9 protein-coding genes are annotated in these 11,967 nt (G+C 70.0%); 4 read left to right on the forward strand and 5 right to left on the reverse strand.

Translation table 11 applies throughout. The annotated features are described in order from the left end of the window. Positions 1–12: 12 nt before the first annotated feature. The 4 genes from G3I40_RS10740 to G3I40_RS10755 all read left to right on the forward strand — a co-directional run bounded on the left by G3I40_RS10740 (position 13) and on the right by G3I40_RS10755 (position 5,365). Positions 13–1,053, forward strand: a complete 1,041-nt coding sequence (locus tag G3I40_RS10740) for an ABC transporter substrate-binding protein (protein WP_164301932.1) — start codon at positions 13–15, stop codon at positions 1,051–1,053. Positions 1,054–1,085: 32 nt separating this feature from the next. After that, positions 1,086–1,952, forward strand: coding sequence for an ABC transporter permease (locus tag G3I40_RS10745; protein ID WP_164301933.1), 867 nt, complete (start codon positions 1,086–1,088; stop codon positions 1,950–1,952). Positions 1,953–2,011: 59 nt separating this feature from the next. Then, on the forward strand, positions 2,012–3,256 hold the full coding sequence (locus tag G3I40_RS10750; protein WP_203643811.1) for a lactonase family protein: 1,245 nt from the start codon (positions 2,012–2,014) through the stop codon (positions 3,254–3,256). 228 nt (positions 3,257–3,484) lie between these two features. After that, positions 3,485–5,365 (forward strand): PD40 domain-containing protein, encoded by a 1,881-nt coding sequence (locus G3I40_RS10755; protein ID WP_164301934.1) that lies wholly within the window; start codon positions 3,485–3,487, stop codon positions 5,363–5,365. A 54-nt stretch (positions 5,366–5,419) separates the two neighbouring features. Here the strand turns inward: G3I40_RS10755 and G3I40_RS10760 are convergent, their stop codons facing one another. The 5 genes from G3I40_RS10760 to treS all read right to left on the reverse strand — a co-directional run. After that, entirely contained in the window at positions 5,420–6,097 is a 678-nt protein-coding gene (locus G3I40_RS10760) for a class F sortase (RefSeq protein WP_343244888.1), read from the reverse strand. 154 nt (positions 6,098–6,251) lie between these two features. Then, positions 6,252–6,704: a hypothetical protein gene (locus G3I40_RS10765; protein WP_164301936.1), complete on the reverse strand. Its 453-nt coding sequence runs from the start codon at positions 6,702–6,704 to the stop codon at positions 6,252–6,254. 258 nt (positions 6,705–6,962) lie between these two features. Next, entirely contained in the window at positions 6,963–9,254 is a 2,292-nt protein-coding gene (gene glgB / locus G3I40_RS10770; protein WP_164301937.1) for a 1,4-alpha-glucan branching enzyme, read from the reverse strand. 37 nt (positions 9,255–9,291) lie between these two features. Further along, positions 9,292–10,620 carry a phosphotransferase gene (locus G3I40_RS10775; RefSeq protein WP_164301938.1) on the reverse strand — a complete coding sequence of 443 codons (1,329 nt, stop codon included), beginning with the start codon at positions 10,618–10,620 and terminating at the stop codon, positions 9,292–9,294. 6 nt (positions 10,621–10,626) lie between these two features. Continuing rightward, positions 10,627–11,967, reverse strand: a 1,341-nt coding sequence (gene treS / locus G3I40_RS10780) for a maltose alpha-D-glucosyltransferase (RefSeq protein WP_164301939.1), incomplete at its 5' end; no start/stop codon positions are given.

An 11,967-nucleotide genomic window follows, 5' to 3' on the forward strand; every position in this document is an offset into this window, starting at 1 on the left:
AAAGGAGTTCCCATGATCCACCACCGCACGAAGCACCGCTCGCTCGCGCTGGCCACCACCGTGGCGTGCGGCGCCGCGCTGCTGACCGCCTGTGGCAACGACGGCTCGTCGTCGGTCGGCGCGGACGGCAAGACGACCGTCTCCGTCGGCGTGAGCGGCAACGTCTTCGACCTGTCGATACGTCTGGCGGAGGAGCAGGGCTATTTCGACAAGCAGAACATCAAGATCAAGTACGTGACGTTGACCGCCGCCACGGGCACCTCGGCCCTGCAGTCGGGTTCCGTCCAGTTCCTCAACTCCAGCCCCACCAGTTACCTCGCGGGCCTGTCCAAGGGGCTGCCGGAGCTGTCCGTCGCGCACAACGGCGGCGGCAACCCGCTCGGCATCGTCGTCAGCACGGCGTTCGCGAAGAAGCACGCTCTGACCGCCAAGTCCCCCGCGGCGGAGGTGGCCAAGGCCCTGGCCGACTCGACGGCCGGCGCCAGCTCCGCCAACACCAAGGCGGAAGCCGGCATCTTCCTCAAGGCCCATGGCGTCGACCCGGCGAAGCTGAAGTGGGTGTCGCTGCCGAGCCCCGCCGCCGACAAGGCCGCGCTGACCAAGGGCGAGGTCGACTGGTTCATCACCTCCGAGCCGATCCCGTTGCAGGTGCAGCACGAGGGAGACGGGGTCGTGGTGGCCGATCCCACCAAGGTGCCCGAGTGGTCGTTCGCACAGGCCGGATACGGCCAGGCCGTCGTGGTGAAGAAGAGCTACGCGAAGTCGGACGCGAAGACCGTGAAGGGATTCGCCACCGCCGTCCAGCAGGCCACGACGTACCTCAGCGCGCATCCCTCCGACGACAAGAGCGTGCTGGCCGCCTCGCGCAAGACCCTGCCGGGCGTGCCCGACGACGTACTGACCGCGGCCGTCGAACAGGTCGAGTGGCCCAAGAGCGCCAAGCAGGACGAGGCGGGCTGGAACAAGACCGTCGCCTTCGTCAAGGACGGCATCGGCGCGGTCCCCGACGCCAAGGTGACCGCCGACAACTGGACCAACACCTACCTGCCGTGAAACGGCCGACCCCCACCGGAACGGAGCAGACCATGGCAACCGTCACCCAGCACGCCGTGACCGAGCCCGACACCGCCCCACGGGGACGGCCCGCCAGGAAGAGGCGCACCGGCGGGCACCGGACTCTCACCGTCATCGCGCTCCGCGTCGTGGTGATCATCGTCGCCCTCGTCCTGTGGCAGGTGATGAGCGGCCCGGTCGTGCCCGAGTACGCGGTCAGCAAGCCCACCGAGGTGTACGACGCGCTCACCTCGATGCTCGGTTCGGCGACCGGATGGGCCGACATCAAGGTGACCACCGTCGAGGTCCTGGCCGGCTTCGGCCTCGGCGTCGCCGCGGGGACCGTGATGGGGCTGGTCCTCGGATCGTTCCCGCTTCTGGGCCGCGTCCTCGAACCGCTCGTCGCGGCCCTCAACGGCATACCGAAGATCGCCCTCGCCCCTCTCTTCCTGCTGTTCTTCGGCATCGGCCCCTGGTCGAAGATCACCATCGCCATGACCGGTGTCGCCTTCGTCGTCTTCTACAACGTCTACCTGGGCCTGCGGCTGCGGGAACGCGAACTCGTCGAGGTCGTCCAGGTGATGGGCGGACGCAGGCACCACGTCCTCGGCTACGTCACCATCCCGACGCTCGCCGCCCCCTTCTTCGCCGCGCTGAAGACCGGTGGGCCGCTCGCCATCCTCGGCGTCATCGGCGGCGAGTTCATCGCCTCCTCCGAGGGCGTGGGCCACGAGCTCTTCACCGCGGCCCAGAACCTGGACGCGGCAGCCGAGTTCGCCGGCCTCATCGTCCTCGTCGCCCTGACCCTCGCCCTCAACGGCGTCCTGAGCGCGCTCGACTCCTACGCCCTCAAGCTCCTCGGCCTCGCGGCACGCCGCCGCCCGCAGACCACGAGCTGAGCCGCCCGCAGACCCGCCCGAGCCGCAGACCCTCTCCCCGAGAAAGGCCGGCCCTCTCGATGAACGAGCCGCCGCACACGACCCGGGACGACGTACCGCCGTCGCCCCGGCGCCCCTCCCGCAGAACCGTCCTCGCCGCCATATCGGCGACCACCGCAACCGCCGCCCTGCCGTTGGCGTCCCCGGCCCGGGCCGCCGCCGGCGAGCGTCCCAGTGACGTGCTCTACGTCGGCACCTGGGGCAAGAACCAAGTGCATGCCCTCGACTTCGACCCTGTCCGCGGCACCCTGACCTCCCTCGGTGCCGTCGCCGAGGTCAGCTCCAACTGGGTGGCCGTGCACCCGACGCGCCCCGTCCTCTACGTCGCCGGCGGCGAACAGGGCGGAATCATCCGCACGTTCCGTATCGACGACTCCACCGCGGACCTGCACCGGACCGGCGAGATACAGACGGAGGACACTCCGGGCGGCAGCGGTGGTCTGTCCTACATCGGGGTCGACGCGGACGCGGACACCCTGCTGGTAGCCGACTTCGCGGCCGGTTCGGCATCGACCGTCGCCCTCCGCCACGACGGCGGACTCGGCGCGGTGGCCTGCACGGTGCGGGACAGCGGGTCCGGACCCAACCCGCGCCAGGCGGGCCCGCACGTGCACCACGTCGTCCTCGACCCGAGCCGCAGGTTCGCGCTGGTCGCGGACTTCGGCGCGGACCGCGTGTTCGTCCACCGCTACGACCGGGCCACGCGCCGGATGTCCGACACCTCGTCCGCGGGCCGTCCCGGCTCCTACGCGACGGCGCCGGGATCGGGCCCACGGCGCCTGGCCTTCCACCCGCGCGGACGGACCGTCTACCTGCTGAACGAACTGAGTGCCGACATAGAAGTCCTGTCGTGGAATGCCCGGTCGGGGGTGCTGACACCTCGCCAACTTCTGACGACGAACGCGCCGGGACACACCGGTGCCACGAGCGCCGCCGAGCTGGCCGTCAGCCACGACGGTCGTCACGTCTACGTCTCCAACAGGGGGGACAACGCCCTGGTCGTGTTCGCCGTCGACCAGCGCACCGGCCTGCTCACCGAGGTGCAGCGGCTGCCGTGCGCGGGCGTCACCCCGTGGAGCTTCTCCCTGCATCCCGACGGACGGTGGATGTTCGTCGCGAACGAGGCGAGCGGCACCGTCCACCTCTTCCTGGTCGAGCCGGGCTCCGGCCGGCTCACCGACACCGGGACCGCCGTGGCCGTCCCCAACCCGGACTGCGTCGGCGTGTACCGCCGACGCGGGGCGGCGCCGGCCGCTCACCTCTGAACGTGCTCCGTGCGCGGGTGCGGCCGGAGCGGCGCGCGGCCGCTTCCGCAGGGACCGGCGTCGTGAGTCCCGCGACCGGCGCCGTCCGACACGCAGGCCATCGCTTCGCCCGGCAGACCCCCCACGGCCAGTCCCTGCTGCCGAGATGCACTACGTCGCCCACGACACCGTCCCGTGCGTACACACGTCCACCGTCAACGAAAGGACCGCACACAGATGTCACCTGACATGAAGCGTCGAGCATTCCTCGCGGCCGGAGCGGCCGTCGCCGGCACCGCGCTCCTGCCTCCGCCCTTCGCCGTCGCGGCGGCCTCCTTGGGCAAGAAGGGCGTGATGCTGATGAACCGCATCGGCCCGTCCGCATCCACGCTGTACATCTGCGACGCCGACGGATCGAACGAACGCAAGCTGCTGAAGGACGGGTCCTTCGACCACCACGCGGCCTTCTCCGCCGACGGCACCTCGGTGTTCTTCACGTCGGAGCGCACGGGCGACGGACACTCCTGTCTCTACCGGGCGAAGACCGACGGCTCGGGCGTGCAGCCCCTGGTGGCCGACGCGGCCATGAACGACTGGGCCGTCCCGTCGCCCGACGGCACCAAGGTCGCCTATGTCTCCACGCGCGGGGACCACAAGACCCACATCTGGGTTCTCGACCTGCGCACGAACAAGCGGACCAGTCTGACGGGCACGCCGGCTCTCGCCGGTGACCCCGCGAGCCCCGACGGCCACTTCCGCCCCTCCTGGTCGCCCGACGGCCGGTGGATCGCCTTCTCCAGCGACCGCAACACCGCATGGCGCGGACACGGCAACGGCACCGGGTGGGAGCACACGCAGGAGCTGAGCATCTACGTCGTCCGCCCGGACGGCACCGGCTTCCGCCAGGTGGCCGACCGGGACGGGTACTGCCTCGGTTCGCCGAAGTGGTCTCCTGACGGTTCCAGGATCGTCTTCTACGAGATCACCGTCGAGGACACCTGGGGCGCGCACCGGCCGGAGGCCATCGGGACCGTCGCGTCCCAGATCGTCTCCGTGGACGTCGCGAGCGGGGCCCGTGTCGAGCACACCACCGGCCCGAACCTGAAGGTCGCGCCGCAGTACGTGTCGCCGACGGACATCGGCTATCTCGTCAAGGGAGGCGCAGACGAAGGGCTGGCGTACGTCTCGGCAACCCGGCAGCCGGTCAGGCGGCCCCTGCGCTCTCCCGTCTGGTCGCCCGACGGGAAGTCGGTGATCTACGAGAAGCCCGACTACACGACGCGGACGCTCGACGCGCCGCTGCACAGCTGGGACGCGGACTGGGACTACCGCTTCTGCGACGTGTTCCCCGCACTCTCCGCCGACGGGCGTCTGGCGATCACCGACAAGCAGCTCGGCAACTCCTCGATCGTCACCATGCGCCCCGACGGTTCCGACCAGAAGGTCGTCTTCGACACCGCCACCTCGGGCCTCGACCAGACGCAGGTCCAGCACGGCCTGGCGGGCGCGTTCCGGCCCACCTGGTCGCACGACGGCAAGTGGATCGCGTTCGGCCTGGGCGGCTGGTTCCAGACCCGAGCCACGAGCAATGCCGTACTGGTGCGCGTGCCCAGTGACGGCTCCTCGCACCAGGTGCTCACGGACGGGACGACCAACGCGGGCTTCCCGAGCTACTCGCAGGACGGCAACCGGATCGTCTACCGCGTCTGGGGCAAGGAGATGGGCCTGCGCATCCTCGACCTCAGAACGGGCGCGACCACCGTCCTCACCACCGAGTCGGACAACCTGCCGGACTGGTCCTGGGACGGCAAGCTGATCCTCTTCACCCGCAAGACGAGCCCGACCGACTTCGACGTGTGCACCATCAAGCCCGACGGCACCGGCCTCAAGGTCCTCACCAGCAGCGGCGCGAACGACGGGCATGCGGTCTGGAACCACGACGGGCGCATCCTCTACAACAGCGGCATGTACGGCTTCCGGGAGGAGGCGGCCCTGTACGACGACACCTTCCAGCCCTACGGCCAGATCTTCAGCATGAACGCGGACGGCACCGACAAGAAGCTCCTGACCGACAGCCGGTGGGAGGACTCGATGCCGCTCTACCTCACGCAGGACGTCCTTACGGGTTGACGGCTCATCCCTGCCCGGGACGACCGGGGCCCGGCGCGTGCAGGGGCAGCGCTGTCAGCTCCGCGTCAGGTGGGCGGTGACGACGACGTTGCCCTGGTACTGCTGGAGCTTCTTGTCGAAGCCGCCGCCGCAGGTGATCAGGCGCAGTTCGGGACGGCCGGTGTCGGCGTACACCTTGTCGTCGGGGTAGTCGTCGGCGTTGTAGACGTCGATGCTGTCGATGGTGAAGTGCGCGGTCCGACCGTCGGCGCGCGAGACATTGATCTTCATGCCGGGGTGCAGGGCGCCGAGGTCGTAGAAGGCGGCGGGCCCGGTGGGGATGTCGACGTGCCCGGCGATGATGGAGGTGCCGCGCGTGCCGGGGGCCGGTCCGCCCGCCCACCATCCGGCCAGGTTCCGGTCGTTCTCGGGCGGGGCGGCGAGCCGGCCGTCGGCCTGGAGCGCGAGGGCCATCAGCGGGGCATCCACGTGGATGGCCGGTACGGACACGCGCAAGGGCGGGGCGGCGGGCAACGGGGGAGCCGGCGGGTCCTCACGCCGTGTGCCGTGCTCACTCGTGCCGTTCGCGTACGGCCCCGTGGGCTGGGGCGGTCCGGCGGGCGGGCGGCCGACGAGGGTGAAGACGACGATCGCGATGGCCGACAGGAGCAGGCACAGTTCCCAGGGAAACCGCCACCTCACCGGCGGGCGGGCGGCGGTCGCCCGCCACTGGGCGGCCTGCCCTTCGGGCACCCGCCACCTCGGGGCGGGGCTGTGCTCGCTACCCCAACGCTGCATGTGCAGACCTCAGTTCGTCCCGCTCGACGCGACCGGCATGTGCGCATACCTGCCGTGCGCCGCCCTGCCGGAGTGTTTCCAGGGCAGGGCGACGCACGGCGGCGGGGCGTCAGTGCTGACGGCTGTGGTGCGAGCGGCGGCGCAGGACGAACCCGGCGGCGGCCGCGACGGCCAGGCCGCCCGCGGCAGCGAGCGCCGGCACGTTCGCGGGGTCCGTGCTGGTGGAGCCGGTACCGGTGTGCATCGCACCGGTCGGCTTCTGCGTCGTGGGTGCGGTCGGGTTCATCACCGTGTCACCGCACACGCGCTGGGCCTCGGAGGCAGCGGAGTCGGACTTCTGCTTGAGCTGGTCGACGTTGTCCTGCTCGGCCTGGCCCGGGTGCCCGCCGGCGTCGATTTCCTTCTGGTAGTCGGCGAGGGCCGCCTTGTAGGCGGATTCCGCCTCCATCGCCGCGGCGGTCGCCGGGTCGCACTGGGTGTCGGACGCCGAGGCCATCGGCGCGGCAAACAGGATCGCAGTGCTGGCCAGGACGGTGCCGGTGGCTATCTTCAGCGAACGCATCAGGGCTTCCTCCAAGAAGCGGAGCGGCTACGACTCAGGAGTTGTCGTCAGAAGAACCGCCATTGCTCTGACGCAAGCCCGTTCGGCGGCCTTCCGCAGCGTCGCGTGCTTCAGCTCGCGAACGTTTTTGGCCGCCGTTTACCGCGAACGTGCAGTTCACAGCGGTCTGTGTGGTGCGGGCGAGTGAAGCGGCGGCGACTGCGCTGAACGGGCCTGTGCACCACTGACGACATCAGTGAGGAGAGCGGCCCCGTCGGTTCACTTTCCTGTCGCGCCGAAGGGACCGGAGGGGCGATGCGGGGGTGCCGGCGCGAGGCTCGTGGGGCTGAGCCAGAGCACCGCCAAGGGGGGCAGACGCAGTGTGAGCGAGGCGGGGGAGCCGTGGTGGGCGCGGGATTCCTGGGGGAGGGGGGTCTCGTTGCGGACCCCGCTGCCGCCGTATCGCGTTTCGTCGGTGTTGAGGACCTCGTGCCAGGCTCCCGAGGCGACCTGCGGGACGCCGATGCGGTAGGCGTCGCGCACCACGGGGGCGAAGTGGGCCACCGCCAGCAGCGGTTCGCCGTCGGGGGAGTGGCGGAGGAACGCCAGGACGTTGTCGTCCGCGGCGTCCGCTTCGGCCCAGGAGAAGCCCGCGGGGTCGCTGTCGTGCTCCCAGAGCGCGGATTCGGCGACGTAGCGTCGGTTGAGGTCGGTCACGAGGCGCTGGGCGCCCCGGTGGTCCTCGTGCGCGGGGTGGGCTTCGTCGAGCGCCCACCACGGGGGCCCGTCGGTCTCGGACCACTCGCTGCCCTGAGCGAATTCCTGGCCCATGAACAGCAGCTTCTTGCCGGGGTGGGCCCACATGAATGCCAAGTAGGCGCGGAGGGTCGCGCGTTGCTGCCACCAGTCGCCGGGCATCTTCGACACCAGCGACCGTTTGCCGTGCACCACGTCGTCGTGGGAGAGGGGCAGGACGTAGTGCTCGCTGTGGGCATAGGCCATCGAGAACGTGATCTCGTGGTGGTGGTGCTTGCGGTGGACGGGGTCGCGGGCGAGGTAGGCGAGGGAGTCGTGGGACCAGCCCATGTTCCACTTGAGACCGAAGCCCAGTCCGCCGAGGCCGCCTGCGGCCGGCTGATCCGTCGGGCGGGTCACGCCGTCCCACGCCGTCGACTCCTCGGCGACGGTGACGATGCCCGGGCAGCGTCGGTAGAGGGTGGCGTTCATCTCCTGCAGGAAGGCGACGGCGTCCAGGTTCTCGCGTCCGCCGTGCGCGTTGGGGGTCCAGGTTCCCTCCGCGCGGGAGTAGTCGAGGTAGAGCATGGAGGCCACGGCGTCCACGCGCAGCCCGTCGAGGTGGAACTCCTCGCACCAGTACACGGCGTTGGCGACGAGGAAATTACGTACCTCGCGGCGGCCGAAGTCGAAGACGAGGGTGCCCCAGTCGGGGTGCGCGGCCTGTGCCGGGTCCTGCGGTTCGTACAGGGGGCGCCCGTCGAACTGGGCCAGCGCCCACTCGTCGCGGGGGAAGTGGCCGGGGACCCAGTCCAGGAGGACGCCGACGCCTGCCCGGTGCAGGGCGTCGACCAGGTACTTGAAGTCGTCGGGGGTGCCGAGGCGAGCGGTGGGCGCGTAGAAGCCGGTGACCTGGTAGCCCCAGGAGCCGCCGAAGGGGTGCTCGGCCACGGGCATGAGCTCCACGTGGGTGAAGCCCAACTCGGTGACGTAGGCGGTGAGTTCCTCGGCCAGCTCCCGGTAGGTCGCGCCGGGTCGCCACGAGGCGAGGTGCACCTCGTAGACGGACATGGGCGCTGTATGGGCGGGACGGTCGGCACGCGTGCGCATCCAGTGCTCGTCCTCCCACGTGTACTGGCTGTCGGACACGACGGAGGCGGTCGCGGGTGGCGGTTGGGTGTGCCGCGCCATCGGGTCGGCGCGCTCGACCCGCGTGCCGTCGGGGCCCGTGATCTCGAATTTGTAGAGGGCTCCTGCACCGATGCCGGGGACGAAGAGCTCCCAGACACCGGAGCCGCCGAGGGAGCGCATCGGCAGGGCGGTGCCGTCCCAGTGGTTGAAGTCGCCGCGTACGCGCACGCCCCTGGCGTTGGGCGCCCAGACCGCGAAGCGTGTGCCCCGTACCCCTTGGTGTTCTTGTACGTGGGCGCCGAGCACGGTCCACAGTTGTTCGTGCCGGCCCTCGGAGAAGAGGTGGAGGTCGAGCTCGCCGAGGGTGGGTGGGAAGCGGTAGGGATCGTCCCCCTCGACGACGGCCTGCGGATAGGTGACGCGCAGCCGGTGCGGGAGGGTGGAGTCCGCCGCGATGGTGCCCGTGAACAGGCCGCCGCCTTCGTCGTGCAGGACCCAGGAAGTGGGGCCGACGCGTACGTGGACGCCGAGTGCGTGCGGCCGCAGGCAGCGCACGACGACACCGGCGGGCCCCTGGTGGGCGCCCAGGACGGAGTGCGGGTCGTGATGCTCACCGTGCAGCAGCCTGTCTCGGTCCGCCGCGTTCAGGGGCGGTGCGGGACGGGCCTGACGGGTGGCGGGCGAAGTCACTTCGGCGACGGCCATCTGCGGAACTCCCTCGGTGCCCCCGTAAGGGCGGTGGTCAACGGGCGCGGCACATGCGGTCGACGGCCGTGAGGGGCACGGCGATCCAGTCGGGGCGGTGGGCTGCCTCGTAGAGGACTTCGTAGACGGCCCGGTCCGCCTCGTGCGCGCGCAGCACCGTCGCGATGGCGTGCGGAGCGAAGCGGCCGGACTCGGCGTATCCGTCGCAGAAGGCGGCACGGCTGCGCTGCGCCCATGCGGTGCGGGGGGACGTGTCGGTGTGGGCCGCGTAGTCGAAGGAGCGCAGCATGCCCGCGATGTCCCCCACCGGGGAGTGGTCGCCGCGTCGCTCCGTCAGCGGTTTGGAGGGTTCGCCTTCGAAGTCGACGATGTGCCACTCGTCACCGGCGCGCAGTACCTGCCCCAGGTGGAAGTCACCGTGTATCCGTTGCAAGGGCAGGTCGTGGCCCGACAGCGCGAAGTCCGCGAAGACACCGGTGAGGGCCGGCGCGTACGCGCGCAGCGCGGGTACGTGAGCGGCGGCCTGCCGGAGCCGATGGGTCATGGCGTCCGCCAGGCGGATGCTGTGATCGGCGGGGGCAGCGGTGACGGGGAACGTCTCGGACAGGGCCACGTGGAGTTCCGCCGTCGCCCGGCCCAGTTGCCGGGCCTCCTCGACGAAGTCCGTGCGCCGCGCTGCCGATTCGCGGGCCAGTGCCCAGCCGTCCGCGGCATCGGTCAGGTAGGGCTGCACGACGCCGAGCGTCGCGAAGAACGGGGTCATCGTGTGGAACCAGGCCGTGGGGGCGGGGACCCGGGCGTAGCCGTACCGGGCCAGCGCAGCCGGCACCTCCAGGTCGGGGTTGATGCCAGGTTGCACACGCCGGAAGAGTTTCAGGATCAGTTGGTTGCCGTAGACGATCGAGGTGTTGGACTGTTCCGTGTCGAGGACGTGGGGCGCGAGGCCGCTCGGTACCCCGGTGCGGGGGAAGGACTCGAAGCGAAGGTTCTTCATGGCGCCGCCCCGGCGGATGCGGTCGAGGAGGTGCACCATGGCGCGGTGGTCGTGGACGGCGTCGTGGACCAGCAGCGCGTGCCCGGTCGGTCCCTCGATCTCGCCGAGGACGTGTCGGCGCGTGCGAGGGGGGATGCGGTCGGTCGCGCCCAGCAGCAACTGGTAGTGGACGCTGTCCTGTTCGCCGTGCTGCTCGACCCGGATCAGCAGATGGAAGCAGTCGGTGGTCAGCTGGGTCGCTGTCACCACGGACAGGTCCGTGATCCTGTGGTCGCGGCCGGCGAACCATCGTTGGTCGGGCAGCCAGCGCGCCAGGAGAGCGGCGAGCTGCGCGTGGGAGACGCGCGAGTGCGTCAGCAGGGCCGAGGACATGGTGGATCAGGTCCAATCGTGGTGAGCGAGAGGGGACGCCGCCCCGGCGGCACACAGTCGGAACCAGTAGAAGCCGTGTCCTGCGAGGGTGAGGAGGTAGGGGAGTTCGCCGATGGCGGGGAAGCGGACGCCGCCGATGAGTTCGACGGGGTGGCGGCCGTTGAAGGCCTGGAGGTCGAGTTCGGTGGGCTGGGCGAAGCGGGAGAAGTTGTGGACGCACAGGACGAGGTCGTCGCGGTATTCGCGCAGGAACGCGATGACGGCGGGGTTGGAGGAGGGCAGTTCGGTGTAGGAGCCGAGGCCGAAGGCGGGGTTCTGTTTGCGGATCTCGATCATGCGGCGGGTCCAGTGGAGCAGGGATGCCGGGGTGGACATCGATGCTTCGACGTTGGTGACCTGGTAGCCGTAGACGGGGTCCATGATCGTGGGCAGGGACAGGCGGCCGGGGTCGCAGGAGGAGAAGCCTGCGTTGCGGTCGGGGGTCCATTGCATGGGGGTGCGCACGGCGTCGCGGTCGCCGAGCCAGATGTTGTCGCCCATGCCGATCTCGTCGCCGTAGTAGAGGATCGGTGAGCCGGGCAGGGACAGCAGCAGGGCGGTGAAGAGTTCGATCTGGTTGCGGTCGTTGTCCAGGAGGGGGGCGAGGCGGCGGCGGATGCCGATGTTGGCGCGCATGCGGGGGTCTTTGGCGTATTCCGCGTACATGTAGTCGCGTTCTTCGTCGGTGACCATTTCGAGGGTGAGCTCGTCGTGGTTGCGCAGGAAGATGCCCCATTGGCAGCTGGAGGGGATGGCGGGGGTCTTGGCGAGGATCTCGGAGACGGGGTAGCGCGATTCGCGGCGGACGGCCATGAAGATGCGGGGCATGACGGGGAAGTGGAATGCCATGTGGCATTCGTCGCCGCCGCTTTGGTAGTCGCCGAAGTAGTCGACGACGTCTTCGGGCCATTGGTTGGCTTCGGCGAGGATGACGACGTCGGGGTACTGGGCGTCGATGGTTTTGCGGACGTGTTTGAGGAAGGCGTGGGTGGCGGGGAGGTTTTCGCAGTTGGTGCCTTCCTCGGCGTAGAGGTAGGGCACGGCGTCGAGGCGGAAGCCGTCGATGCCCAGGTCGAGCCAGAAGCGCAGGGCGGCGAGGATCTCTTCCTGGACGGCGGGGTTCTCGTAGTTGAGGTCGGGCTGGTGGGAGAAGAAGCGGTGCCAGAAGTACTGTTTGCGGACGGGGTCGAAGGTCCAGTTGGAGGCTTCGGTGTCCACGAAGATGATGCGGGCGTCCTGGTACTGCTTGTCGTCGTCGGCCCAGACGTAGTAGTCGCCGTAGGGGCCGTCGGGGTCGGAGCGTGACTG

This window comes from Streptomyces sp. SID14478 (genome assembly GCF_010548525.1).
GTDB lineage: Bacteria > Actinomycetota > Actinomycetes > Streptomycetales > Streptomycetaceae > Streptomyces.

Excerpts from the sequence above, each read along its gene's own strand:
- glgB (WP_164301937.1), bottom strand. The coding sequence starts at position 9,254 with ATGGCCGTCGCCGAAGTGACTTCGCCCGCCACCCGTCAGGCCCGTCCC.
- G3I40_RS10755 (WP_164301934.1), top strand. The coding sequence starts at position 3,485 with ATGAAGCGTCGAGCATTCCTCGCGGCCGGAGCGGCCGTCGCCGGCACC.
- G3I40_RS10745 (WP_164301933.1), top strand. The coding sequence starts at position 1,086 with ATGGCAACCGTCACCCAGCACGCCGTGACCGAGCCCGACACCGCCCCA.
- G3I40_RS10775 (WP_164301938.1), bottom strand. The coding sequence starts at position 10,620 with ATGTCCTCGGCCCTGCTGACGCACTCGCGCGTCTCCCACGCGCAGCTC.
- G3I40_RS10740 (WP_164301932.1), top strand. The coding sequence starts at position 13 with ATGATCCACCACCGCACGAAGCACCGCTCGCTCGCGCTGGCCACCACC.
- G3I40_RS10765 (WP_164301936.1), bottom strand. The coding sequence starts at position 6,704 with ATGCGTTCGCTGAAGATAGCCACCGGCACCGTCCTGGCCAGCACTGCG.
- G3I40_RS10750 (WP_203643811.1), top strand. The coding sequence starts at position 2,012 with ATGAACGAGCCGCCGCACACGACCCGGGACGACGTACCGCCGTCGCCC.